Source organism: Mucilaginibacter sp. Mucisp73, assembly GCF_059491465.1.
On sequence record NZ_CP168507.1, the window covers coordinates 2,988,843 to 3,014,635 of the forward strand.

Annotated in this window: 21 protein-coding genes; 7 read left to right on the plus strand and 14 right to left on the minus strand. The window is 42.4% G+C overall.

The window, feature by feature from the left end:
- Positions 1–5: 5 nt before the first annotated feature.
- The 3 genes from ACEN82_RS12615 to ACEN82_RS12625 all read right to left on the minus strand — a co-directional run bounded on the left by ACEN82_RS12615 (position 6) and on the right by ACEN82_RS12625 (position 4,434).
- Positions 6–710, minus strand: coding sequence for an NUDIX hydrolase (locus ACEN82_RS12615; protein ID WP_413317208.1), 705 nt, complete (start codon positions 708–710; stop codon positions 6–8).
- A gap of 173 nt (positions 711–883) precedes the next feature.
- Positions 884–2,644 (minus strand): ABC transporter ATP-binding protein, encoded by a 1,761-nt coding sequence (locus ACEN82_RS12620; protein WP_373613879.1) that lies wholly within the window; start codon positions 2,642–2,644, stop codon positions 884–886.
- Between the two features lie 35 nt (positions 2,645–2,679).
- Positions 2,680–4,434 (minus strand): ABC transporter ATP-binding protein, encoded by a 1,755-nt coding sequence (locus ACEN82_RS12625; RefSeq protein ID WP_413317210.1) that lies wholly within the window; start codon positions 4,432–4,434, stop codon positions 2,680–2,682.
- Between the two features lie 247 nt (positions 4,435–4,681).
- Between ACEN82_RS12625 and ACEN82_RS12630 the strand changes: the two genes are divergently transcribed.
- From ACEN82_RS12630 to ACEN82_RS12650, 5 genes are all read left to right on the plus strand, one after another.
- Complete coding sequence (locus ACEN82_RS12630; protein ID WP_413317212.1) at positions 4,682–5,314, plus strand: MarR family winged helix-turn-helix transcriptional regulator; 633 nt, start codon at positions 4,682–4,684, stop codon at positions 5,312–5,314.
- Positions 5,315–5,343: 29 nt separating this feature from the next.
- The gene (locus tag ACEN82_RS12635; RefSeq protein ID WP_413317214.1) at positions 5,344–5,943 is read left to right on the plus strand and encodes a GNAT family N-acetyltransferase; all 600 of its coding nucleotides are present in this window, start codon (positions 5,344–5,346) and stop codon (positions 5,941–5,943) included.
- 106 nt (positions 5,944–6,049) lie between these two features.
- A complete protein-coding gene (locus tag ACEN82_RS12640; protein WP_373613881.1) occupies positions 6,050–6,739 on the plus strand; it encodes an ABC transporter ATP-binding protein in 690 nt (229 codons plus the stop codon).
- Positions 6,740–6,743: 4 nt separating this feature from the next.
- Positions 6,744–9,302, plus strand: coding sequence for an ABC transporter permease (locus tag ACEN82_RS12645; RefSeq protein ID WP_413317216.1), 2,559 nt, complete (start codon positions 6,744–6,746; stop codon positions 9,300–9,302).
- A 20-nt stretch (positions 9,303–9,322) separates the two neighbouring features.
- Positions 9,323–10,009, plus strand: coding sequence for an arylesterase (locus ACEN82_RS12650; protein WP_413317218.1), 687 nt, complete (start codon positions 9,323–9,325; stop codon positions 10,007–10,009).
- A 57-nt stretch (positions 10,010–10,066) separates the two neighbouring features.
- Here the strand turns inward: ACEN82_RS12650 and ACEN82_RS12655 are convergent, their stop codons facing one another.
- Together ACEN82_RS12655 and ACEN82_RS12660 are read right to left on the minus strand one after the other, a co-directional pair.
- Positions 10,067–11,080 (minus strand): LacI family DNA-binding transcriptional regulator, encoded by a 1,014-nt coding sequence (locus tag ACEN82_RS12655; RefSeq protein WP_413317220.1) that lies wholly within the window; start codon positions 11,078–11,080, stop codon positions 10,067–10,069.
- 191 nt (positions 11,081–11,271) lie between these two features.
- Positions 11,272–12,075 (minus strand): hypothetical protein, encoded by an 804-nt coding sequence (locus ACEN82_RS12660; protein WP_413317222.1) that lies wholly within the window; start codon positions 12,073–12,075, stop codon positions 11,272–11,274.
- Positions 12,076–12,349: 274 nt separating this feature from the next.
- Between ACEN82_RS12660 and ACEN82_RS12665 the strand changes: the two genes are divergently transcribed.
- Positions 12,350–13,657, plus strand: a complete 1,308-nt coding sequence (locus tag ACEN82_RS12665; protein ID WP_413317224.1) for a PQQ-dependent sugar dehydrogenase — start codon at positions 12,350–12,352, stop codon at positions 13,655–13,657.
- A 238-nt stretch (positions 13,658–13,895) separates the two neighbouring features.
- Here the strand turns inward: ACEN82_RS12665 and ACEN82_RS12670 are convergent, their stop codons facing one another.
- From ACEN82_RS12670 to ACEN82_RS12705, 8 genes are all read right to left on the minus strand, one after another.
- A complete protein-coding gene (locus tag ACEN82_RS12670) occupies positions 13,896–14,366 on the minus strand; it encodes a RidA family protein (RefSeq protein WP_413317226.1) in 471 nt (156 codons plus the stop codon).
- A 45-nt stretch (positions 14,367–14,411) separates the two neighbouring features.
- Positions 14,412–16,145, minus strand: coding sequence for a carboxypeptidase-like regulatory domain-containing protein (locus tag ACEN82_RS12675; RefSeq protein ID WP_413317228.1), 1,734 nt, complete (start codon positions 16,143–16,145; stop codon positions 14,412–14,414).
- Positions 16,145–17,107, minus strand: coding sequence for a FecR family protein (locus ACEN82_RS12680; RefSeq protein ID WP_495644134.1), 963 nt, complete (start codon positions 17,105–17,107; stop codon positions 16,145–16,147). The genes ACEN82_RS12675 and ACEN82_RS12680 overlap by 1 nt, the downstream gene beginning before the upstream one ends.
- Before the next feature lies 1 nt (position 17,108).
- On the minus strand, positions 17,109–17,714 hold the full coding sequence (locus tag ACEN82_RS12685) for an RNA polymerase sigma-70 factor (protein WP_354482689.1): 606 nt from the start codon (positions 17,712–17,714) through the stop codon (positions 17,109–17,111).
- Positions 17,715–17,955: 241 nt separating this feature from the next.
- Positions 17,956–20,325 (minus strand): response regulator, encoded by a 2,370-nt coding sequence (locus ACEN82_RS12690; RefSeq protein ID WP_413317232.1) that lies wholly within the window; start codon positions 20,323–20,325, stop codon positions 17,956–17,958.
- A gap of 297 nt (positions 20,326–20,622) precedes the next feature.
- On the minus strand, positions 20,623–22,479 hold the full coding sequence (locus tag ACEN82_RS12695) for a beta-galactosidase (RefSeq protein ID WP_413317234.1): 1,857 nt from the start codon (positions 22,477–22,479) through the stop codon (positions 20,623–20,625).
- Between the two features lie 279 nt (positions 22,480–22,758).
- Positions 22,759–23,613, minus strand: coding sequence for a sigma-70 family RNA polymerase sigma factor (locus ACEN82_RS12700; RefSeq protein WP_413317236.1), 855 nt, complete (start codon positions 23,611–23,613; stop codon positions 22,759–22,761).
- Positions 23,614–23,624: 11 nt separating this feature from the next.
- Complete coding sequence (locus ACEN82_RS12705) at positions 23,625–24,623, minus strand: NAD-dependent epimerase/dehydratase family protein (protein ID WP_413317238.1); 999 nt, start codon at positions 24,621–24,623, stop codon at positions 23,625–23,627.
- Positions 24,624–24,771: 148 nt separating this feature from the next.
- On the opposite strand from ACEN82_RS12705, the gene ACEN82_RS12710 reads away from it, so the two are divergent.
- Positions 24,772–25,245, plus strand: a complete 474-nt coding sequence (locus ACEN82_RS12710; protein WP_090525447.1) for an Lrp/AsnC family transcriptional regulator — start codon at positions 24,772–24,774, stop codon at positions 25,243–25,245.
- A 10-nt stretch (positions 25,246–25,255) separates the two neighbouring features.
- Here ACEN82_RS12710 and ACEN82_RS12715 read toward each other — a convergent pair whose 3' ends face one another.
- Entirely contained in the window at positions 25,256–25,564 is a 309-nt protein-coding gene (locus tag ACEN82_RS12715; protein ID WP_413317240.1) for a hypothetical protein, read from the minus strand.
- Positions 25,565–25,793: the final 229 nt, after the last annotated feature.

A 25,793-nucleotide genomic window follows, 5' to 3' on the forward strand; every position in this document is an offset into this window, starting at 1 on the left:
GCATGCTAAAAAAACTTATCCGGGTTAGGCACCAGGTTCAGGAACTTTTCAAAATTTTCTTCGTAATGCGACTGATCAAGTTTATAGTAAAATGCACCTTTTTTTGATGAGAGCTTATCTTTTTCAGGAAGCTTTACAAGTAAACCTGTTGAAAGCAGCTTACGGCTAAAGTTCCTGTCATCAAACTTGGTTTGATAAACTCCTTCATAAAGGGCCTGTAATTGCGGAATGGTGAACTTTTCCGGAAGCAATTGAAATAAAATCGGGTGAAGCGCGGCTTTATAACGCAGTTGTCTTTTAGCGAGGCGCACCATTTCATTATGGTCAAAGATCAGATCGGGCATCTCATCCAGTAAAAACCATTCGGGGTGATATTCTTCACTTAGTTGGGCCTCATATTTATGGATGTCGATAAGCGCGAAATAAGCAACGGAAAGGGTCCTTTCTACCGGGTCGCGTTCCGGTTTACCGAATACCTGGAACTGTTCCATGTATACATTCCTAAGCCCGGTGCGCAGTTCAAGCACACGGTTTGCAGCATCTTCGGGTGATTCGGTTGGCTTTATAAAACCACCTATCAGACTCCACTTGTGTTTTTCCGGCTCAAGGCCACGTTGAACAAGCAATAATTTAATATTTGCCCCGTCGAATCCGAATATGATACAATCTGTTGCAACTAAAATGCGCGTTTCGCCGCTGTACTTATGCATAACTTAGGTTAAGTTTATATGCAATTGTAAAAATAATTTAGCAATTATTTAGTGTTGATCGGACAACTATTTTATATGCTGGCAATTTATCGGCAAAATTTAAAACGATTTATCAAATCCGGATAAAAAACAAGGCAAAACCGTGATACTGCATATCCATATCCCAAGAAAGATCAGCTTACCCTCTTTCCTTGCAACAATAAATCCATAGCGTCATCAAATGATCCAGCCCTGATCACCTCACCCGAGTTTACAAAAAAGATCTCATCAGCATTTTCAATCGTATTTAAACGATGTGCTATGATTACCCTTGTAGTAGTTTTTGGCAGGTTATCCAAAATGTCGCTCAGCAATTTTTCGGTAATGGTATCAATGTTGGCTGTTGCCTCATCCAGTATCAAAATCTCCGGGTTGCGTAAAACAGCCCGCATAAAGGCAATAAGCTGCTTCTGGCCCAAGCTAATGCTGTCGCCGCCTGATAGAACTTTGGTGTCCAACCCTTCTTCAAAAATTGCCAGCAGGCTGCCCAGGTTGGCATCCCTGATCACCTGTTCCATTTCTTCGTTGGTATGATCTTGAAAAAGCTCGTTGCCATAAAGGATATTATCTCTTACCGTGCCTGTAAACAGGAACGGCTCCTGTAAAATAAAGCCTATTTTTCGGCTGCGTTCCTCGGCCGTAAAACTCCTGATATCTTTCCCGCCAAGTAACACCAACCCTTTAGTAGGGTCATACAAACGTGCTATTAATGAAGCCGTTGTTGTTTTGCCGCCACCTGTGGGGCCAACCAAGGCATAGGTTTTGCCACACTCTAATTTAAAGCAGATATTATGGAGGATCTCCCGGCTTTCATCATAACTAAAGTGCACATGTCTGAACTCTAATAAAGCAGCATCTGGTTCGTTAATGCCTGCCTGCAGCACGGGTAAATCGGTTTCAAGGGATAAGATCTGCGAGATCCTGTCCCAGCCCGCCATCGCCAGCTGAAAGTTTGTCCATAAGGCAGCTAATTGCCTTAAGGGGTTATAAAAATTGGTAGCATATGATAAGTAGCTCACCAGCAATCCTATAGAGAACATACCTTTACTGATCAGGTAGATACCAAAGCATAGTACGGTAAGCTGGGCCATACTGGCAAGTAAACCATATACCGGCACAAAGACATTGTTAGCCAGGCCCGATCCAATGGCTGTTTTATAGTTTTGATTGTTAGCTATGTCAAAACGCTTCCTGAAATAATCGCGCCGGTTAAAAGCGATGATCACTTTAAAATTATTAATACTCTCCTGGATCTCACCGCTCAATGCACCGGTACTTTTCAAATTTGCTGCATTTTTCCTTTTTATCCATGGTGATAATACCAGCGTTAAAAACAGGATGACCAAGGCCGGAGATAAAGCAGCTGCTCCCAGCTCAATATTGATAGCCAGCAAAAAAATACCGGCACCAATCATAATAGAGATATTGCCGATAAACTGCATCAATGACTGGGAGAAGAATTGATTAAGCTTATCGGTATCGTTGTTAACCCTCGATATCAGGTCGCCGGCCTTGTTCTGATTAAAAAAGGCTACCGGCAACTGCTGTAACTTATTAAAGATAGAATTGCGTAGTGTAAATAACATCCTTTGCCCTACCCCTCCCATCAGCGTGGTTTGCTTATAGCTGGTAAATAAAGCTACCAGGTACATACAAAATAAAATAGCCGCATTATGTAAAACTCCGCTAAAATCCTTGTGCTGCACATATTTGTCAATAGTATGACCAATAATGAGCGGCCCGAGCAGGTTAAGTGTAGAGTTAACAAGGATGGCAAAAAAAGCAATGATGAGTGTACGCTTTTCATGGGCTATCAGCTGGAGCAGCTTTTTTAATCCGGCCAGCGTAGAAGTTTTTGGCTGATTTTTACCTAATTGGTTAAGATCGTAGTTCATTGTAATCAATATTTTTTCAGTCGTTAACTTTATGTTTAATGGTTAACACCCTGTTCGTAATTGCTGGTACTTTGCTGTGAATTAAAGATCTGTACATAATCCGGACTGGTTTTCATCAACTCATCATGCACACCACTGGCCACTATTTCGCCCTGCATCAATAGTATGATTTGGTCATAGTGTTCAACAGACGCAATTTTCTGGGTTACGGATATCAGAGTTAAACCCGGATAATTTTTTTGGATATTAGCCAGGATCTTCCTTTCTGTGTTGTTATCAACCCTTGCCGTAAAATCATCAAGCAGCAAAACCTTTGGATTAACTGCAAGTGCCCGGGCCAGCATAATGCGTTGCTTTTGTCCGCCCGAAAGACTTGAGCCCCGTTCAGAAACAATGGTGCTCAATTTATCGGGCAGGTTATCGATAAACGTACTTAACTCGGCCGTTTCAATAGCTTTTTGAAGCGATTCATCAGTTACCGTATCGCTGAAAGCTATATTTTCACGGATGCTCATGTTAAAGATGATACTGTCCTGAAAAACAAAGCCAACCTGCCGGTGAAAGGTTTCGCTGTCATATTCGGCAAGGTCTTTACCATCAAACAACACTTCTCCCTCAGTGGCGTTAATCAAACCTGTAAGCAGGTACAACAATTGTGTTTTACCGGCAGATGTAGGCCCGATGATGGCGATTTTTGAACCCGCCTTTACTTTAAATGAGACGTTTTTCAGCGCCGATTTTTGGCCGTAGCTTATTGTAACGTTCCTCAGTTCCACATCGCCGCGCAAAGGATCCTTCAACGGGCCACCGTCGGTAACATCCGGCGCATTCAAAACCATGCTGATCCTCGTAAATGAAGCCGTAGCCTGGGCTATCAGGTTGCTCATGAAACCTAAAATGAATATCGGGAATATCAATAACGACAGGTAGCTGTTGAAAGCCGCGAAACTACCCAGGGTCATGCTGCCGCTGATTACGAAATGCCCGCCCATTACCAAAATAGTAAATGCTGCCATGTTAGCGGTAAACGTTACAATGGGAATGAGCCCGGCAAAAAAACCAAGGATCTTTAAACCGTAATCCTTTGCTTCGGTATTGGCAGCGAGGAATTTATTGTATTCCAACTGCTGCGAGTTGATCACCCTGATGAGTGCTGCGCCGAGTATGCTCTCGTTAATTACCTTATTAAGCTGGTCGATAACGCCGCGGCTTTTCATAAACAACGCGCGCACGTTTTTCAAAACGTAAAAAAAAGTACCGCCAATGATGGGAATAATAGTGATCACAACCAACGCAAGTTTCCAGTTAATGGTAAGCAGCATAACACTGCAGCCAATAATAATAAACAGCGACGATACAATAGAAACCAAAGCCTGCGATACGAATAGTTTGATCGAATCGATATCCGAAGTTAGATTGGTTAACAGTTTTGAAGGGTTTGCCTGTTCGATAAAAGCATGGGTTTGGCGGGATATTTTATCAGCCAGTTGCTGCCTGAGATCACGCGCTACTTTTTCAGATGCATATATTTGAACAATTGCCTGTAAGCCTGCAAACAAAAACACCACAATTGTCGCCGTCAGAAATTTGGCCATAACCTCGTTTATCACAAAGTGATGATTGGAGTAAGCATCAATACCGTTAGCTATAATTTTAGGCAGCCAAAGGTTCATGGCGTTGCCCAGTAAAGCAAATAACAGTAACAGCGCCACAAGCCCTTTATATGGTTTCAGCAAACTAAATACGCCGGGAGGTTTATTGTTTGTTTTTTTTGTAGGATCAGGTTGCATAGTGATCTTGATTTATAATTCTCTTTTGCGGGTATCAAATCGCGCTTTTATTATAGTTGACGACTGAACCTGCAAAACATTTTTATTTCAATCTAAAATTATCGAAATAAATCAGAACGGAACGGTAAGCCATTCTCATTTTCCATATATTTCTATTTCGATATAGTTTGACAAATATATTTCTATTTGGGAATAATTAAAACATTTTAGAAATAAATTTTTAATTTTACACCCAAACAGGAATAAAATGAAACCAATAGTGCAATTAGTTAACGAATGGGCTGCTTTTGAAGAAGTAAGTGAACAACCTACTGTAGAAGCATTTTGTAGATACTACCTGCAAAAGCAACGCCCAAAGCCTAAACAAGCCGGCAAAAAAGGTGAGCGCATCATGAACGGAGCTTACCTGCTTAAAACCCTCGGCCGCATCCTGAGCGCTTATTCGCTTTATTTCCGGTCGGCAGTTAACCACATCGGCATCCCTCCTGCCGAAAGTTTCTATTACCTAAATGGTTTACTTCACCTTGGGGAGGTAAGAAAAAGCGACCTGATAAACTATATGTTTGCCGAAACAACAACCGGCATGGAAGTCATTAACCGGCTCATCCGGGAAAACAAGATAGATGAACGAACCTCCCCCGATGACAAACGGGCTAAGCTGATCAAAATAACCGAGAAGGGTATTGCAGCTCTTGACGAATATTATAAGATCTCTGGAAAAGTGGTTGAAATGACCTTCAAAGGTATTGACGATGATATCTTAACCGACTGTTACGAAATGCTCAAATATTGTGAGCAGCGGAACTCCGCTGTTGCCATCGAACTAAAAAATAAACCTTTTGACCAGATGTATGAGCTTGCAATGGCCGATAAAGTTTAACTTCAATACCAGGTAATAACAATTAACCGATGAGCGCTGCATTCAACCCCGAAACACCCTATGTTTTAGAAGATGAGAGGGTACTATTACGCCCTTTACAGGAAACTGATCTTCACTACCTGCTCCCTTTCGCCATCAACGAACCCGATACCTGGAATTATTCGCTCACAAGTGCCGCCGGTGAGGATGGCATGCGAGCTTATATCAAAGCAGCTGCTAATGGGCGCACGACAGGTAGGGAATATCCTTTTATAATTTTTGATAAAGCAAGCGGCGGATATGCAGGCAGTACCCGTTTCTATGATATTCAGCCTGCCTATCAAACCTTACAGTTAGGCTATACCTGGTATGGCGAAAAATTCAGGGGCACAGGGCTCAACAAACATTGTAAGTTTTTGCTGCTTCAATTTGCTTTTGACCAACTGGGAATAGAACGCGTGGAGTTCAGGGCCGATGCCCGAAACGAGCGAAGCATAGCTGCCATGAAAAGCATTGGTTGTACAGTTGAAGGCGTTTTGCGAAATCATACGCCTCTCGCCGATGGCAGCCGCCGCGACTCGATAGTGTTGAGTATTTTAAAAGACGAATGGGAAAATAAACTAAGAGACAGCTTGAAAAGCCGCCTTTAAACTCAATGTCAGCTAAAAGTAAAGATGGCATAATACTTGGACATTCAATGGCCGGGCGTGGTAACAACCCCGGCTTTTTTGTATCTATACCATAAAAAAAACAGCTGTGGACAATATCCTCAATATCTCTGATTTAAGTAAAACATACCAAAGTGCCGGTCGTACGCTCACCGTGCTCGATCAAATAAATTTTTCCGTTGCGGCAGGTTCAACCAATGCTATAGTTGGGCCATCAGGCAGCGGAAAAACCACCCTGCTTGGCCTTTGTGCCGGGCTTGACCGCTCAACTTCAGGCACTGTTGAGCTTAATGGTATTAACCTTAATAAACTTACTGAAGATCAGCGTGCACAAGTGCGGAATCAGCATGTAGGTTTCATATTCCAGAATTTCCAGTTGCTACCTACACTTACTGCGCTCGAAAACGTCATGGTGCCACTTGAACTTAGAGGCGAAAAAAACATCAAAGCAAGGGCTTTGGATCTTTTAGATAAAGTGGGCTTATCAGAGCGCGGACATCATTACCCGCTCCAGCTTTCGGGTGGTGAACAGCAACGTGTATCATTGGCTCGTGCTTTTTCAAATGCCCCCCGGATCCTCTTTGCCGACGAGCCTACGGGAAACCTCGATGCAGAAACCAGTGACAAGGTGATCAAACTCATTTTCGACCTGAATAAGGAAGCGGGTACTACACTTGTAGTGGTGACCCATGATCTTGAGTTGGCAGCCAAAACCCAGCGCATCATCAGGATCAAAGGCGGCAAACTGATTGCCGACGAAAAAACCATTAACGGATAAGCTAATGGATAATACTGCTATTGATTTCAAAAGAAAAATAAATATCCCCTGGCTGTTTCGGATGGCCTGGCGCGATAGCCGGCGCAACCGGTCAAGGCTGTTCCTTTTTATATCGGCCATCGTATTTGGGATTGCTGCACTGGTGGCTATTTATTCGTTCAAATACAATGTACAAAATGATGTGAACGATCAGGCAGCCACGCTCATAGGTGCAGATCTCGCCATATCCGGAAACAAACCTGTTGATGATAAATTGAAGCATATGCTCGATTCATTAGGCGACGAGCGCTCACAGGAACGAAGCTTTGCGTCCATGCTTTATTTTCCGCGAACAAAAGGCACCCGGTTGGTACAGATCAGGGCATTGCAGGGAGGTTTCCCCTACTACGGCACTTTAGAAACCACACCCGAGGTGGCCGGACTTACCTTCAAGAAAGGCAGAATGGCGTTGGTTGATAAAACCCTGATGCTACAGTTTAATGCTAAAGTCGGTGATTCGGTAAAGGTGGGAAACCTCAATTTCCTGATTGCCGGGATCCTCAATAAAGCACCGGGCCAAAGCGGTGTAATGGCGGGTATTGCCCCGGTAGTTTATATCCCCATGCAGTACCTGGAGCAAACCGGGCTTGTAAAAATTGGCAGCCGGGTTAATTATAGTTTTTATTATAAGTTTAATTCGTCGGTTAATGTAGATAAGATCGGGAAAAAGATCGATCCTATGCTTGACAAGGCAGGGATGCGCTTTGAAACCATCGAAACAAAAAAAGACAATACGGGGCGAGCCTTCGGTGACTTAAGCCGCTTTTTATCCTTAGTTGGTTTTGTTGCCCTATTATTAGGTTGCGTTGGTGTAGCCAGTGCAATCCATATTTATGTAAAAGAAAAAATTGCATCGATAGCTATTATGCGTTGTCTTGGTGTTAAATCATCCGAAGCATTTTTGATTTACCTGATACAAATTGTAGGCATCGGGATTATCGGTTCTGTTACCGGGGCTATATTGGGTACCGCTGTTCAACATTTACTCCCCATTGTATTTAAGGACTTTTTACCGTTTACCATTTCCGTACAAATTTCGTGGATGGCTATTGGCCAGGGTATTTTACTGGGTGTGATTATCTCTATACTATTTGCTTTACTACCTTTAATCTCCGTTCGCAATATCTCGCCGCTTAACACGCTCCGAATTTCAGTTGATGAGAGCGGGAACAGACGGGATCCTTTGCGTTGGCTGGTTTACCTGCTGATACTGATCTTTATAATTGCCTTTACTTATTTGCAGTTGGATAGCGTGATAGGTAGTATCCTGTTTACACTTGGAATCTTAATTGCATTCATGATCCTTACGGCGACGGCATGGTTACTCATGCGCGTTACTAAATCCATTATTAAAGGCTCCTGGAGTTATTTATGGCGACAAGGATTTGCCAATTTATACCGGCCCAATAATCAAACCATTATTCTTATCGTATCCATTGGTTTAAGTACCATGTTTATTTGCACACTTTATTTCGTGCAAACATTATTGGTACAGCAAGTCAATCTTTCAACCAGCGGCAATCAATCAAATATGATCCTGTTTGATATTCAGAGCAGCCAGGAAAAAGGGGTTGTTCAGTTAACAAAGCAACAGGGACTTCCTGTGCTGCAACAAGTGCCTATTGTTACGATGCGTATTGAACAAATCAACGGTAAAACGGCCGCCGACCTTACAAAAGACACTACTATTAAAATACAGCATGGTGTGTTTACCTGGGAGTACCGTGTAACGTTCAGAGATTCGTTAACATCATCAGAGAAATTGCTGGATGGCAAATGGATTGGCAAAGCCGATCCTTCAAAAGAAATCCCGGTATCTGTTGAAGAAAACCTCTCTAAACGGGGCAACCTTAAAATAGGTGATAAAATAGTATTTAATGTGCAGGGCGTACAAATGCCGGCATATGTTGCCAGTATCCGCAAGGTTAACTGGGGTAAGGTACAAACCAATTTTCAGGTAGTTTTTCCGAAGGGAATACTTGAGGGTGCACCGCAATTTCATGTGTTGATGACACACGTGCCATCAAACAAGGTATCAGCAGCTTTTCAGCAGGTTGTAGTAAGGGCTTATCCTAACGTTTCGATAATTGATCTGGGGCTAATTTTAAGTGTTGTTGATGAGCTGTTAAGTAAAATCAGCTACGTTATACGTTTCATGAGCGCGTTCAGTATTATAACAGGTATTGTGGTACTGATAGCATCTGTACGGATCAGCAAATATCAGCGCATACAGGAAAGTGTTTTATTACGTACGCTTGGTGCAAGCCGTAAACAAATATTCACTATAACAGCGTTAGAGTACTGGTTTTTGGGTAGCCTGTCGGCCTTAACCGGAATCCTGATAGCTTTTGCGGGTACTTATTTCCTGGCAAAATATAGTTTTGAAATACCATACAGTGTGAACATATTACCGGCACTTGTACTATTTTTAATAATAAGTTTGCTGACTGTTGTTATTGGCTTACTGAACAGCCGTGGAGTGTTAAACAAGCCGCCGCTTGAGATTTTAAGAACAAACGCCTGAGCGCATTGTATTTATTTTATATGAACAAAGTTACATTAAGCGGTATCTTGCTTGCGGCCCTCACAATGGCAGGTTGCGGCGATGGTGCTAAATCGTCAAACAATGATCAGGCGGAAGCTGCCACAGAAAATGTCAAAACCGATTCGGCATCAAAGAAAATTGTTTTGTTTTTTGGCGATAGCCTCACTGCCGGGTACGGCCTCGATGATCCTGCAGATGCATTTCCCGGCGTTATCAGTCGCCGGGTTGACTCATTAAAATTACCGTATAAAGTAATAAATGCCGGATTAAGCGGCGAAACTACCGCAGGCGGCAATGGCCGCATAGACTGGCTGTTAAAGCAAAAAGTAGACGTTTTTGTATTAGAGCTTGGCGCCAACGATGGCCTTCGTGGCATCCCGGTAAGCGAAACCGCCAAAAATCTTCAGTCCATAGTAGATAAGGTAAAAGCCAAATATCCTGATGCTAAACTTGTTTTGCTGGGCATGCAGGTACCGCCGAACATGGGCGCCGATTATACCGCTAAGTTTAAAAACGTTTTCCCCCATCTGGCTAAAAAAAACAATATGGCCCTTGTCCCCTTTTTATTGCAAGGCGTTGGAGGCGTACCCTCACTTAACCAGGGCGATGGCATCCACCCTACCGCTCAGGGTGCAAAGATTGTAGCCAATAATGTTTGGGCTATATTGAAAGATGAATTGAAATAATCAATCGTTCAGGACGTGGTGCATCATCACCCTGAATTCATTCTGCAAAATAGTTCATTAGTTTGATGAATCCCTGATAATTAGTTCGGTTGCTAATGTTATGTGTTGATTTTTTTCTTCGGGGACAGCTGTGTTAAGCCTTTCCATCAGCAGCTTGATCACGTTGTCGGCTATTTCGTCAATTGGCTGAGCTATAGCGGTAACAGCCGGGTTATACAATTCAAAAAGTTCGTAATCGTCAAACGCGATCAAAGCAATATCACCCGGTATATTTTTACCTGCCTTACGGATGGCTTTCAAGCCGCATTTGCCCAAATGATTATTGGCGAACAGAATGGCATCGACATCTTTATTTTTTTCCAGGAAGTTTGTCATTAACTTAAGCAGTTCCTGAACAGTAGTGTGAAAATCGACCTCGGTTATATTGGGTTTTAATTTGCTTTGGTGCATGGCTTTTTCATAACCTTCAAGCCTTTCTATCATTTGAGTTTGGATAGAGCTGTAAGTTATAAAAGCTATATTTTTATGTCCTTTATCAATAAGGTACTGTGTGGCGTTAAAGGTGCTGAACAGGTTATCAACCACTACATAGTCGGTAGCTACTTTAGGCAGGTAGCGGTCAAAAAGTACCACAGGGAAACCATCTTTGATCAAATCGCTGATATCTTCTTCAATATTATCGGGCGGGGTAATAATGTACCCATCAACATGCCTGTCGCGAAACATAGCTATCAGTTCGCGCGTTTTTTGCGTATCGTTATCTGTACTGCTGTAAATGATCTTATAACCGTTTTGGTAAGCAAGGTCCTCTATGCGGCGGGCTATTGTGGCAAAAAAATGATTGGAAATATCCTGCACCAGCAAGCCAATGATATTTGATTTGCCGGTGCGTAAACTTTTGGCTAACGAATTAGGTTTATAACCAACCTCTTTTACATATTGAAGTACGCGCTTCACCAACTCATCGCTGATGCGTTTTTCCTGCGCGCGACCATTAAGGATAAAAGATACCGTAGTTTTAGATATATTAAGGCTATTGGCAATGTCAACTATAGATAATTTCTTCTTCAAGGATTTAGTATTTTAAAACCAAATATATAATATAAATGGTAATGCTAAACAGGTTTAGTAGATAATAAATGGTTTATATTACTTATTAATTAATGCATGCAGGATAACTCAAAAATGCACAACAATATATAAAACAAAAAAGATCGCCCATAACAGGCGACCTTTCAGTTAATATATAGGGAGTTAGAATATTAAAACCTGCGCATGCCCCGGCCGTAATTTCCATTTTGAGAAAAACGCTCACCACCATTGCCCCTGTCATAACCGCCGCCGTTTGATGGTCGGCCACCCCAGTTGCCGCGATTGTCATGACCGCCATGGTTATCATTGTTGCCATTGTTAGGCTGTCCGTTACCCCATCCGCCATGGTTACCATGGTTGTCATTGTCAGATTGGTTTCCATTACCCCAGTTACCACGGTCATGATTACCGTTGCCCCAGTTATGATTATCTCTGCCATTTCCCCAGTTACCACGGTTATCATACGGATTAGGTCTTCTGCCCCAGCTTCCACGGTCACCACCCCAACCCGGGCGATAAGCATAGCCGCCTGCAGGCCTTCTGTCAAAACGGTGTCCCCAGTTACCACGGTCGCCCATGTAACCGCCCCACCTTTGCCTGTAAAAATCGTGACGCAAGTATGGTCGTGGCGCTCTTACCTCGTATCGTACAGCAGTACGCCAGTTATAGTCACGGTAAGCGCCAGGCAGATAAGCACAGCTTACCCAGCGGCTGCCGTCATTGTAGTAGTAGCATCCTGCACCTACATTATAGTAAGCTTCTACTTCCGGTAAATAGTAATAATCATCGTCGTCACTAACATTTACGTTATCATCATAAACAGGCTCTTCTTCTACTACTGGCGGAGGAGGGGCAGGTACGTAAACGCGATGAGCGGGGATATTGATACCAAATTGTATAGATACTTGTGCGTTGGCTTTACTGATAAATAAGCTTCCGGCTGCTATTGCTGATAATATGGCTAACTTCTTCATAATTGTAAATTTTATATAATTAGGACGATATCTATCAGCAATGGTTTAATCAAACACAGCATTATATGTCACAACATTAGTTGATTGATACTATGTTTTACCCACAAGCTATTTAACCAAATTTTATTTCAAACAATTAATACCGCAATCTATTGCTGCCAAATTTTATTAATTGGCATGGTTAAATAAAAAACAAAGTGTCACTTGATTACTACAAAACAGATTTTAGGATTATCGGTATATTTACTTAATTTGATAACCATTAATCTTTACCATGAAAAACCGCAAATTATTACGTTCCATACTGCCTGTAGTTGCTATGGGAGGTATTATGTTTATTACAGCCTGCAAAAGTAATAACGACTCAAAGAAAACTGCCGATAGCACTTCTACCCCCGCTCCATCAACAGAAAACGCGGGTATTAAAACTCCAGAAGGCTTTAGCGCCAGTATTATTGCTGAAAAACTTGGGGGCACCCGCCATATTGCCATCACTCCACAGGGCGACATCTACGTAAAACTTACTAACGTCAAAAACAACAAGGGAATATTAATGCTTCACGAAGATGGCGGCAAGGCTACCGTAAAGAACAGCTTTGGTGTTTATAGCGGTACAGGCATGTCGATTAAAAACGGATACCTGTATGCATCGTCGGATGAAGAGGTTTTTCGTTATAAACTGAACGATAAGGGCGAGGTTATCAATCCTGATCAGCCTGAGAAAATCGTTACAGGGCTTATCAGCCGCCACGAGCACGAAGCTAAGGCCATAACGCTTGATAACGATGGCAACATTTACGTAAACATTGGCGCTTACTCAAATGCCTGCCAGGTTGAAGACCGAAAAAAGGGTTCCCCGGGCCAAAAGGGCTGCCCTATTTTAGATTCGGCCGGCGGCATCTGGCAGTTTAAAGCAGATAAATTGAACCAGCATTATGGCGATGGTGTACGTTATGCTACCGGTCTGCGTAATGTTGTAGGTATCACCTGGAATCAGCAAAACAACCAGCTTTTTGTAATGCAGCACGGCCGCGATCAGCTTTTTGAATTCTATCCACAATATTTCACTGCTAAACAATCGGCCATATTACCTGCCGAGTGTATGTATGCGCTTAAAAAAGGAGATAATGCAGGCTGGCCTTATATGTATTACGACCAGCAACAACATAAAAAAATGCTGATGCCTGAATATGGCGGCGACGGCAAGATTGAAGGCGGAAAAGATGCTATCGACCCTGCCGCCGCTTATCCGGGCCATCTTGCCCCTAACGGCCTGTTATTTTATACCGGCGATCAGTTCCCCGCGAAATATAAAAATGGTGCATTCATAGCTTTTCATGGTTCATGGAACCGCGCACCTGAACCGCAGGCTGGTTACTTCGTGGTATTTCAACCGTTTAAAGATGGCAAGCCCGATGGTCAGTGGGAAGTTTTTGCCGACGGCTTTTCTGGCTCTGCTGCTAATACAGCTTCAGGTGCTGCGGCCCACCGTCCATGCGGCTTGGCGCAAGGCCCGGATGGCTCACTTTACGTTACCGATGATGTAGCTGGAAATATTTATAAAATCACTTATAAGAAATAATAACGGACTAAAAAAAGCTGTCATTTTATTATCATAATCACTTACAAGTATTGCCTCACAGGTATAAACAAGGCATAAAAACCGGCGATAAGGAAACCTGTCGTCGGTTTTTAAAAATTAATGGCCAAGCCCTTTTTACTCAATATTGCACAGGTAAAGGCAGCAAGGGTTGCCAATAAATGGTAACACGTAAATCAGCCTACGAAGTTTTTAAAACTTCGTAGGCTTAATATTAACCTCACTTCTTTTTGATAACAGCCGTCGCTTTTATCTCAATTAAAATATCATCCCTGAAAAGCTTGCTTACCTGCACCAGTGTACTTGCCGGTGGTTGCTTTGTATTCACATATCTATCCCTTATATTACGAACTACCTGCACCTGCGATGCGTCTATGATATAGTAGTTCAACTCAACCAGATCATTCATGGTCCCGCCTGCAGCCTCAACAATGTTTTTGATATTGGCAAAAACCTGTTCAGTTTGGCTGGCCAGATCACCTTTGCCGGCAAGCTTACCGGCCTGATCCAAACCAACCTGACCCGACATGATCACCATTTTATTTTTACCCAGATCAACAATTACAGCGTGAGAATAGCCAAATGGCTTAACAACTGTAGATGGGTTTAAGAAAGTTACGTCTTTATTCGAATCCTGGGCAAAACAAGCTGACGGTGCGCAGAACAAAATGAGATAAAGGAGTTTTTTCATCAGGTGATTAGTGATTTCCACAAATTTGGACATATTAAAGCACACTTACAATATCGTGATACCGGCCGACCAACCGATCCAACCTTTTGTGCGGTTACCCCAATCAATCAAACCAGGTTTGTTTTTTATGATCTGCTGAATATCGCTGTCTCCGGGATGATTGCCATAATTAGTGTAAACATTAAACGACGGCCCTGCAAAGAAGCTAACTTTTGAACCTGCTCTGAAATTGAGCAACGCGCTTACCCGGTTTATCTGATTTTGGTTTTTCCATCCTTTTGCCAATAGTAACTGAGTCGAACCTTCAGCTGACAGTGACATATTGTTATTGAAGATAAAATCGTGACCTAAGCCAAAACCTGTGCTGTAATAAACATGTTTGTCCGTAAAATTAACTCCGCCTGATATGATGGAATACAGTTTAGCATTCCCCGACTTAAAGGCGATGTTTGTTGTAGTGATCTCGTTACTGTACACTTCAATTTTAGCATATCCATTACGCGAAATATTCAATAAGCCGATGCCATAACCATCAAGCGTATCGGCAATATTTACCATAGCAAATGACACGCCTTTTATCACCCGGGCTTTATTAAAAATTCCTGCTACCTGTATTCCGCTTGCTTCGTTGCCTGTAACATTGGCTATCCCCGCAATACTAAAACCTTTGTTGTTTTTCCGGGTGTAATTGTAAATACCTGCCGCCTGGATGCCTTTGCTATTGCTCACGTGGTTAAAGATCCCGGCAAGCTGAACGCCTTTAAGACTGTCTTTTACCATATTATATATACCAGCCGCCTGGATACCTTCTATGTTTTTCTGGTCGTTATTATTAATGCCGGCCAATTGAACGCCTTTGCTGTTACCCCCAACAATATTAAAGAGCCCGGCGGCCTGTACATATTTAACTTCTTGTTTGTTGATATTAAACAGTCCCCCAAGTTCAACGCCATTAACGCCACCGTTATATCCCCCTAAAATATTGAGCGAAAAGTTATTGACTATTTGCCCGCTCATGATACCATGGCTTCCTAAACTTGGTAAAAGCGAGGTTTGTACCGGAACCGTTGAAAGATATCCACCTAAATTAAGGTTCTGTATTTTCTGGCCGGATGAAAGGAACATTCTGCCCAGCCAGCTCCTGTCTGATTTTGAATTTGCGGCATCGGCGCTGTAATAATATTCGCGTGACTTTATGGATACGTTTACATTATTTAAAAAATTGATACTGGTATCACGATATAGCTCCTTACTTACATTAAGTGTAATCATACCATTGGCTTTTATCTTGAGCTGGAAGTAACCGTTCTGATCGGTAAGGGTTGATTCCAGCGAATTTTTTTCATAAACACTGGCATTGTAAAGTTTTTTGCCGGTGATATCATCATACACGTACCCGCTGATGTAATAAACATTGCCTGGCCGGGCCAGGGTATCAGGCACAAGGGTTAACCTGTACGGGGTAGGCCGGAGAATAATATATCCCGGCGACTCCTTATAATCAACCCTGCCATGAAACAGCTCATCAAGTAAGTTTTTGATCGTTTGCCCGGATGATACTATGCTCACCACACTATCGGTTTTGATGACATCATTGCTGTACGAGAAATAAAACTTCCCTTTTTCGCCGATAATGGTGAGGATCTCGGCTATCTTTTTTTGTTTAACATTGAGCGCTACAGTACGGTTCAGGTTATCCTGCGCCAGCGCATTGGTAATGAGCAGGCAGCCCGCCAACACGAGCATTATATAAAATAATATGCTTAGTTTCTTTTCCATCAGTTTTTGATTATGATGAGATGAGGTTTTTTGACCACTTTAACATCGCCCAGGGTTTTGCTTATGACCTCTAATATCCCATCAAGTGAATCTGCTTTAAATGTGGTTGTTATAGTCCTGTTAGCCAGTTTTTTATTATCTATAACAATATTTGCGTGATAGGCTTCATTAAGCACATCCACAAGCCGCCACAGTGGTGTTTTATTGGCTACGAACTTTTGGGTACGATAATAATTATATAGCTCATCCTGGCTGCTGCCTTTCTGCAGGCGGCCACTTTGTACCGATGCTTTCTCCTTAGGTTTTAGTTTCACCACTATCTCCTGCTGAATTACCTGCACAATGCCGGTTTCAACAATAACCTCGGTATTGGGGCCGGTAGTTTTGATATTGAACGATGTACCTACCACCTTCACAACCAGGTCATTTACGTGGATCATAAATGGTTTTGATTTGTCATGAGCCACATCAAAAAAGGCTTCCCCCTTTAATGATATCTCCCTGGTACCGCCGGTAAATCTGTCCGGGTAATTCAACACCGAGTTTTTATTCATGGTGATCAATGATCCATCTGATAAGGTAACCTTGCGTACTATATTACCGCTTTGCAGTGCAAGCATATTAACTTTTACCGGCTTGAATACGGCGTACAAGATCCCCGCACTTCCCAATATCACCAGCCACATAGCAGCCATTTTAAGCCAGCTGTTTGCCGGTTTTAAAGGTTTAATTGTAGCCGGTGCTTCATCCCTGTTTTGCGCCAGCTGTTTAAATTCGGCCCATGAAGCTTCGGGATCAAGCTTACTTTCTATTTTAAGTTCGCGGCTGGTATCCCAGATCAGTTTAAAATGATCGAAATATTTCCGGTTATCGTCATTTTCGCCAAGCCAGCGGCTGATGGTTTCGTTCTCAACCGGCGTGGTCTCGTTCAGCATGTATTTGGTTAATAAATCGTCCATCATGTTAAATAATATTAAAAGCCCGGCTGATAAGCCAAATGATCAACGGCAGGTAATCAACTAATTTGAGCCGTAATGTTTTCAGGGCCTTGCCCATCTGGTTTTCTACTGTTTTTATGGAGATGCCTAATTCATCAGCAATTTCCTGGTATTTTAAATCCTCAAACCTGCTCAGCTGAAACACTGTACGGCATTTTTCGGGCAGGTCATTCAATGCCTGTTGTAATTTTTCTTTGAGGTCAAGCAGTTCCATACCGGCGGCCCCATCAACTTTATCCTTTGTCATATACAGTACGTGCTGCTGGTGATTAACCTTTACTTTCTGGTGCCTGAGGTTGTTAAGGCATTCGTTATAAACCGCGCCATACAAGTAGGCCTTTATCGAGCCGGTAAAATTCAGCCGTTCCTTTCGTTCCCACAGCCGCATAAAAACGTTTTGTACCATCCCCTTCGCCGTATCTTCATCTCTTAAAATAGAGATAGCATACACATGTAACGGTCTGATGAAGTGCTTATATACCTTTTCAAAGGTCGCTTCATCGCCCGAGAGCAACAGCGGGATCAATTGTTCGCTATTTATATCCAAAATATCATCAGTTTGGGTTAACATTCAATTAAATCTTAACGCGGTAATTAATGGTTGTAAGGATGTTTATCCATTTATTTTCCTCAATCATCCGGCTGGCCCGATTATTATCGGGAGGGTAAATAAAAGTAATAAGAAGTAATAAGGAAGCTAATGAGTTCATTTTAGTAAAATTTATCCTGAAACACGCCAGGATCATTTTACCCCTATGAGTAAATGAAATTTTTATTCAGAAAATAAACAGGAAGTTTGATTCAGGAATATCTTACACATGCTCCTGCTTAAAAACGTGGTGCAATACTTTACTATGCAGTTCATCGGGTAAAAAAGGTTTCATCACAATATCGTCAAAACCTGTTTTATAAGCTTCGTCCTCTACATCTTTGGGAAGATTGGCGGTAAGCGCTATAATGGGGATATTTATACCGTTCAATCTCATTTTTTTTGTGGATTCATACCCATCCATCACAGGCATTTGCAAATCCATCAACACAAGACGATGTTTTGACGTATCCAGCTTGTCAAGTGCTTCCTGTCCGTTGGTTGCCACATCGGTAGCAGCCCCCCAGCGTTTTAAATAAGTTTGCGCCACCAGCACATTCATCGGGTTATCATCAACCAGCAAGATAGAGATCCCGCTCAGGAGCTTATCATTTGCATCGGGTTTAACGTTAACATTAACCGCCTCTGATATTTTACCAGCTTTTTCAAAGGTTTTAACAAAATAAAATACCGAGCCTACTCCTTCCTCACTAATCAACTGCAAGGACGATTCCTGTAACTCCAATATTTTTTTACTGATTGCGAGACCTAAACCTGTCCCACCAAAACTGCGTGATATGGACGAATCGGCCTGGGTAAAGCGTTCAAATATGAGTTTTTGTTTGCCACGGGGGATACCGATACCGGTATCTTTAACAAACACCATTAATGTGGCCGTAGTTTCGGTTTGTTCTTTCACCTCAATCCCTAACACAACCTCCCCGCTTGGGGTAAACTTTATAGCATTATGAACGAGGTTAGTAATTACCTGCGATAAGCGGGTGGGATCGCCAAGCAGTTTATGCTGCAATTTCTTATCAAAATCAAGGCGTAGGGTTATATCCTTATCATGTGCTACTGTTTGCAAACCACCTACTACATTACGGGCAAGTGCAGCCAGGTCCATTTCAATGCTTTCAAAAGTTATCTTCCCGGCTTCTATCTTGTTATAATCCAGTACATCATTCACTATTGCCAAAAGGTTATTAGCCGAAAAAAGCATGACGTTGAGATGTTCGATCTGATCCTTGCGTGGCTCGTTCTTAAGCAGCAGATGGCTCATCCCTATTACCGAATTAAGCGGTGTCCGGATTTCGTGGCTCATCGTGCTCAAAAATTCACTTTTAACCTTTAAACCCTGTTCGGCTTCAGCCCTCGCCTTTTTCAATACAAATGATACCCGGTGCGCTAACACAAGCGACTGCAAAAAGAAAAAAGCGATATATCCTAAAAAACTAACCAGCTGCAACGGAGGTATTAATGCCCAGTAATGAAAAAGCGATATCGCAAATACCGACATTAAAGCAAACGCGCTCATTAAAGCATAAACAGATCCGGGCCTGTTATTGCGCCAGGCTTTTGAGTATACATATGGAATATAAACGAGGCAAAACAGCATCACTGCTAAAAATGGGTTCACGAGCTGGGTAAAAATCCACGGAGGACTAAATAATGTCATTAAAGTGAACGAAAAGCAAATGCCATTAATAATATTTACAACCCGCCGATTTACATCTGCCGGATATAAGTATAACGTGTAAAGCCCAAACAGACCTATCCCCGAAAATAAGCTCATATATTCCAACCGGGCCGTTATGTACCAGTTAATATCAGGCAATAAGGTGTGCAGCACATAGTTATCTGTACCTATGATCCGGTAACTATAAACTATCGAGAACAAGGCAAAAAGTAAAATGGCTTTATCACGGCTGCCCAGCAGATATAAACCAAGAAAAAATAATCCCCCCATCAGTAAACAGCCCGTCAGCATCAGATCAATACCTTCGGCGCGATGCCGGGCCAGGTCAATTCTTTCCGCAGGCCCTATGAAAATGGGTTTACTGATTCCTCCTTTACTGTGTATAAAATTGGAAATTTGTAATGTGATATTGATGGTATCACTGTTGGGCAGGGCAACAGCATGATATTCCCAATGTGCTTCAAATCCCTTTCCGGAAGTAGTTACCTTCCCGTTTGATGATACTAACTTTTTGTTAATATACAGCCTGTACGCGCTGTAAACATCAGGCATGGCCAGCTTTAATTCGCCGTGTTTTTGGGGAAGTAAAATTTTAAGTCGGTAAGTACCATAGCCAAACGCAGGTAGCTTTTTGCCCCGCCAGGCATATCCACTCCATTTAAATGGAAACTCAACCAAAAGCCTGTCCTTAATAGCAGTAGTGTCATTGGGATTTATTAATTGGTTCCAATAAAACAACCAGTTTCCGGTCAGTTCAATTTTATCATTGACAGGCTGATTACGAAGATCGAGTACGCCGTGCACCGCGGCTACATAGGTATTTTGGGCAGATACCCTCGCTATGGTTCCGATCAATAATATAAATACAACATATAGAACCTTACTGATTTTCATCGATTTACGGCACTTATTATCAAACCAAAAGCTTACAAATTGTTTCGTTCGGGAATAAGAAACAGGATTTATCTTCCTTAATCTAACTTAAGGATTTCATAATTAAGTGTGAATATACCAACCCGTACGAATATTTAGAACTATTATTAAGGCTTATCTATTGATATAAACAATAGGTTAAATTACCTCTTATTTTTAAATAGTAATAGTTAAATATTAAAACCAAATCCTGTTAAATAACAGCCATAAAAAAACGACAGGATAGTATCCTGCCGTCATTCATTAAGTTAAATTATATTATTTACTTACCGGGCCATCTAATACCGGCACGGTTACCGTAGCGATCTCTGTTTGCTGGATATCATTCAACTGATCAAGTACAACGATACTGTTTGTACCTTTTTTTAGCCAGCAGCCTGGCAAATAAAGCGTTTGCTGCGGGCCAATTTTCCAATAGCGACCAATGTTGATCCCGTTTACGAATACTATACCTTTACCCCAATTCTTCATGTCTAAAAAGGTATCTCCCACTTTAGTCAGGTCAAATGTCCCCTGGTAAAGTGCTGGATGGCCGGGTGTGTTTGTTGTGCCTGCCCCGAGCGTCGGTACTTTATCCATAGGTAGCTTATACATTTGCCAGTTGCCTGTAATTTCATGATCGTCAACCTTCACCGGGCTAATGATTCCTTTAAGATTGTGAATGATCTCGCCCCCGTAATTGATCCTGCCAAGGTTTTCAACCAAAATATCCAAACGCGCATTAAAAGGAATATTTACAGGGCAGCTAAATTTATTACTTTGCCTGTTAAGCTCTGCAACTTTTTCGCCATTTACATATATGGTCGCATAATCCCGCAGGCCTTCCAGGTTTAAAGTGCCGCTGACAGGTTGGGTAAATTTACGGCTGTATAATACATAGCCATGGCCTTGCTTAAGCGTTTCAAATGTTTGCGGGGTATCGCTTTCTACAGCGGGCTGGTCTTTCGCCATCTCCAGCAAATCGGCCGTTTTGGTAAGCTTAATAACCGGTATCTGGATCACCGGAAGCTGCGCGGGTACTTCAGGAATAGCATAAGCTGCATACTTTTTCATCAGGTTGCGGATAGCTGTAAACTTGGGAGTTACCCATCCTGCCTCGCTGATAGGGGCATCATAATCATAGCTGGTGATATCCGGCTGAATTTGATGTTCCTTGTCATAATTAGCACCGCTTGTGAAACCAAAATTGGTGCCACCATGTGCCATGTATATATTAAATGATACGGTATCTTTCAAGTACTTCTCCAGGTCTTTAATTACCGAGGTTTCTGATACTTTTTCAAATTTCTCGCCCCAATGATCAAGCCAGCCAGGATAATATTCGGCCACCATATAAGGGCCTTTTCCTCCGTTATATTGGTTAATGAGCTTCTTCAAATTTCTGGTATCACCTTCGCCATTGGCAGTTGGCAATGCCCCTTTAATTACGCCGCCTTCAAACAACCAGTCGCCATCAGAAGTAAACAATGGCACATCAACGCCCGCTTTTAAAAGCAGATCTTTTACAGCTGCACTATAAATTTTATGATCGGCAAGTGGCACATCCTTACGCTGAGCTACATATGATCCAAATTCATTTTCGGCCTGAACCATGATTATTGGCCCGCCATGGGTTATTTGCAGGTCTTTAACCTGCCCCATCAACTGGTTGATATAAGTTTTGCAGGAGTCCAGGAAGCGGTCGTTTTTACTGCGGATAACCAATTGTTTATCATTTTGGAGCCACCAGGGATAGCCGCCAAATTCCCATTCGGCACAAGCGTAGGGGCCCGGCCTTAATATTACCATTAAGCCCTCCTGCTGTGCGGTTTTTACAAACTCGCGGATATCGCGGTTATCAGTTTTAAAGTCCCACACACCCGGACTAACCTCATGATGGTTCCAGAAAACGTAAGTGGCAACCGCATTCATACCCATTGCCCTGAGCATTTGCAGGCGTTGCTTCCAGTAAGCTTTAGGGATTCTTGCAAAATGCATTTCGCCCGAGTGGATTTGAATGGATTTTCCATCATAAATAAAATTACCATCAGCAATTTTAAAACTATGTTTCGCCTGGCTAAAAGCCTGTGAAATTATGAGGGTTAGCAATAATAAAGAGAGGAGTATTTTTTTCATTTGCATTTGTAGGGTTGAACATGATTGACCGTATATTAAGTGTACCGACCATGATGTTTTTAAGCTCCTAAATTATAAAGGTTAAATAGGAATGCCTAATTTCCTGCAATCTTAATTTAGCGCAAACGTTTGCTTAATCCAGCGGATGCAAGATAAATAGTTCAGCAGCTCATTTTAATCGCAAATTAGCTCTGAATAATGGACTGGTGAAGTTAACAAACGAATGATAAAGCACCGAAAGAAATTAAGACACAGAAAATAAAATCCCTACCTCTTATCTCAAATTTCAAGTTTTTGCAAATTAGCACTTTCCCTAAGCTTGTCAATAGCCCGGTTTCTTAGCTGCCTTACCCTTTCTGCGCTAATACCAAGCCGGTTGCCGATTTCGGGAGCCGAGAGTTCACTGTGCCCGTCCAGACCATAATGATAAAACACAACAGATCGTTCAGCATCGTTTAGCTTATTAAGCAAATCATCAAGCTGTTGTTTAAGTTGGTAAGCTTCCAAAAGGCCTTCTATTCCGGATTCATCTGTATGTAAACGATCAAGCAGGCTGTATCCGTCATTGCCGGGTGTATCGGCTTTATCATACGAATGAGTAAAAGGAGCCACATGTAAAGCTTCTTTTACTTTCCATTCAGCAGTTTCCAGGAATGCCGCTATTTCATCCTGAACGGGCAGTCGCTCAAGTCGTTGTTCCAGAACCCCTGTAGCCCTGTTAACATGAACAATCATATCCACCTGGTTGGCAGGCAGGCGGATCATCCGCGTTTTATCCAACAGCGCTTCCATGATTCGCTGCCTGATCCACCAAACTGCATAAGATATAAACTTGAAGCCGCGGGTTTCGTCAAACCGTTTCGCAGCTTCAAGCAAACCCAAATTACCTTCGCTTATCAGGTCGCCCATGGGCATGCCCTGGTGCTGATACTTTTTTGCCACGGAAACCACAAAACGCAGATTGGCCTTTACCAACCTATGCAAAGCCGACAGATCTCCCTGCCGGATCTTCCGAGCTAACAGAACTTCTTCTTCCGTATTGATAGTTGGCTCGCGGGCAATATCACTAAAATACTTCTCCAGCGAAGCGGCATCCCGGGCTGTGATCGATTGGGTAATATTCAGGTCTCTCATTAAACCCTTATTTAACTCACTGCAGCAGTATTGCTGTTATTTTTATAAACAGGTGTAAGATGACCGAGCATATCTGCAGTCATAGTAACAAGATCATATTCAGGACGCCAGTTCCAGTCGCGCCTTGCTTCAGCATCCTCAACACCGGCGGGCCATGAGTTTGCAATGGACTGGCGCTTGTCGGTGTTATAACTAATGGTAAAATCGGGCAGGTGATTCTTCAACTCTACGGCAAGCTGAGCAGGTGTAAAACTTAAAGCACCGATATTATATGCTCCGCGTTCTTTGAGTGCTTCCACGGGCGCGTTCATCAGTTGAAGTGTAGCCCTTACCGCGTCATCCATATACATCATAGGTAATGCGGTGTTGGGGCTTAGGTAGCATTCGTAACGTCCATTCTGCAAAGCTTCGTGAAATATAGCTACCGCATAGTCTGTAGTACCCCCGCCAGCCGGGGCGCTGTAGCTGATCAATCCTGGATAACGCAAGCTGCGTACATCCACTCCATAATGCTCCCTGTAATAGGCGCACCATTGCTCACCAGCTTCCTTGCTGATACCGTAGACCGTTTTTGGATCAAGCAAAGCATTCTGGGGACTGATCTTACGTGCTGTTGAAGGCCCGAATACAGCGATACTGCTCGGCCAAAACACTTTATCCAATTTATGATCTTTGGCTGCTTCCAATATATTGAGCAGGCTTTGCATGTTCAGGTGCCATGCTTTTAGCGGGGCCTCTTCTCCTTTGGCAGATAAGGTAGCTGCAAGGTGATAAATTTGAGTTACTCCGTAGGTAGCAACCAGGTTTTCCAGCTCATCTTTATCTAATACATTTAACTGGTGATATGGCCCCTCTAAATCCGGGGTTGCCATAGCATCATGTAAGTCGGTGGCAATTACTTGTTCCCTGCCATAAACATTTCTTAAAGCGGCAACCAGTTCGGTACCGATCTGCCCCCGGGCGCCCGTAACAAGGATTACCGGCGATAGTTGTTTTTTGTCGTGCTTCATAGTATTACGATGTAAAATTGTATATTCACAATCTCATAATCCACACAGCACTTAAAATTTGGTTTTTAAGACTAAAAATCTTCTTAAAAACAGGTTTTAAAACTTTTGATAAATATTTAAAGCTTATATTTTAGTTTTTATAACTCTCATGCTCAACCAACTCGATGAAACAGATATCCGCATACTCCAGCTTTTACAGGAAAATGCGCGCCTTACCGGCCAGGAGATAGGCCTTAAGCTTAACAAAACCACTACTCCTATCAATAACAGGATCCGTTCGCTCCAGGAGCGAGGCTATATTAAAAAATACGTTGCGGTGCTTGATCATGAAAAGCTCGAGCTGGATTTCATGACCTTTACGCATGTGCAACTGAAAGATCACAGTCAGCACAGCTTAAGCCATTTTGAAAGTGAGATCATTAAACTTCCGGAAGTACTGGAATGCTATCACCTCACCGGCGATTTTGACTTTATACTTAAGGTAACCGTAAAAGACCGCAAAGAGTACTATGATTTTTTGATGAACCGGCTTTTCGCGGTCGTTGCAATTGGTAAAGTAGAAACCAAACTCGTGATGAAAGCTGCGAAAACAGAAACGGCTTTACCAATCGGCAAACAATAGTTTTAGTGCATTAAAAATAGGTCTCCGTAGACGCCACAAGCGAAAGCAGCTCAAGCTTGGGTTCGACTTCTAAATCACTGGCTTCAAGTTCGTCAGCAAATTTATGGAACGAAGCCAGCCCTTGTAATACAAGGTGGGCTTCTTCATTTTCGAGCTGATCAAAATGCATGAATGTTTTACCGTCGGGCAATAGCCATGCTGTATATTTAATACCGGGATGATTTAGAATTTTCAACTCTTCAACAATGGCAGCGATGTTCCGCTGATTGGTGGCCGCAAACTCCGGGCGTGTGGTATATTGTACTCTTACTACTTTCATACCATAAAATTAAGATCAGCACGATCACTATTAAACAGGTAAATATGCCAACAAACGGGTGTGTTTGTGACAAAATGGAACATCGGAGAAGCATCTCTCCTCCATAAGGCCTGTCTTTATATCCTTTTATTGTCATTTATGCGTTTTAAATACATAGAAACATTTCTATATGTTAATATTATTTTACCTTTACATCATAACGCTGATTACATATAATTGACGGCAAAAA

Coding starts and splice junctions, on each gene's coding strand:
- ACEN82_RS12695 (WP_413317234.1), bottom strand. CDS start 22,479: ATGAAAAAAATACTCCTCTCTTTATTATTGCTAACCCTCATAATTTCA.
- ACEN82_RS12705 (WP_413317238.1), bottom strand. CDS start 24,623: ATGAAGCACGACAAAAAACAACTATCGCCGGTAATCCTTGTTACGGGC.
- ACEN82_RS12635 (WP_413317214.1), top strand. CDS start 5,344: ATGAGCGCTGCATTCAACCCCGAAACACCCTATGTTTTAGAAGATGAG.
- ACEN82_RS12665 (WP_413317224.1), top strand. CDS start 12,350: ATGAAAAACCGCAAATTATTACGTTCCATACTGCCTGTAGTTGCTATG.
- ACEN82_RS12660 (WP_413317222.1), bottom strand. CDS start 12,075: ATGAAGAAGTTAGCCATATTATCAGCAATAGCAGCCGGAAGCTTATTT.
- ACEN82_RS12710 (WP_090525447.1), top strand. CDS start 24,772: ATGCTCAACCAACTCGATGAAACAGATATCCGCATACTCCAGCTTTTA.
- ACEN82_RS12645 (WP_413317216.1), top strand. CDS start 6,744: ATGGATAATACTGCTATTGATTTCAAAAGAAAAATAAATATCCCCTGG.
- ACEN82_RS12700 (WP_413317236.1), bottom strand. CDS start 23,613: ATGAGAGACCTGAATATTACCCAATCGATCACAGCCCGGGATGCCGCT.
- ACEN82_RS12670 (WP_413317226.1), bottom strand. CDS start 14,366: ATGAAAAAACTCCTTTATCTCATTTTGTTCTGCGCACCGTCAGCTTGT.
- ACEN82_RS12685 (WP_354482689.1), bottom strand. CDS start 17,714: ATGTTAACCCAAACTGATGATATTTTGGATATAAATAGCGAACAATTG.
- ACEN82_RS12615 (WP_413317208.1), bottom strand. CDS start 710: ATGCATAAGTACAGCGGCGAAACGCGCATTTTAGTTGCAACAGATTGT.
- ACEN82_RS12620 (WP_373613879.1), bottom strand. CDS start 2,644: ATGAACTACGATCTTAACCAATTAGGTAAAAATCAGCCAAAAACTTCT.
- ACEN82_RS12715 (WP_413317240.1), bottom strand. CDS start 25,564: ATGAAAGTAGTAAGAGTACAATATACCACACGCCCGGAGTTTGCGGCC.
- ACEN82_RS12690 (WP_413317232.1), bottom strand. CDS start 20,325: ATGAAAATCAGTAAGGTTCTATATGTTGTATTTATATTATTGATCGGA.
- ACEN82_RS12630 (WP_413317212.1), top strand. CDS start 4,682: ATGAAACCAATAGTGCAATTAGTTAACGAATGGGCTGCTTTTGAAGAA.
- ACEN82_RS12650 (WP_413317218.1), top strand. CDS start 9,323: ATGAACAAAGTTACATTAAGCGGTATCTTGCTTGCGGCCCTCACAATG.
- ACEN82_RS12675 (WP_413317228.1), bottom strand. CDS start 16,145: ATGGAAAAGAAACTAAGCATATTATTTTATATAATGCTCGTGTTGGCG.
- ACEN82_RS12680 (WP_495644134.1), bottom strand. CDS start 17,107: ATGATGGACGATTTATTAACCAAATACATGCTGAACGAGACCACGCCG.
- ACEN82_RS12625 (WP_413317210.1), bottom strand. CDS start 4,434: ATGCAACCTGATCCTACAAAAAAAACAAACAATAAACCTCCCGGCGTA.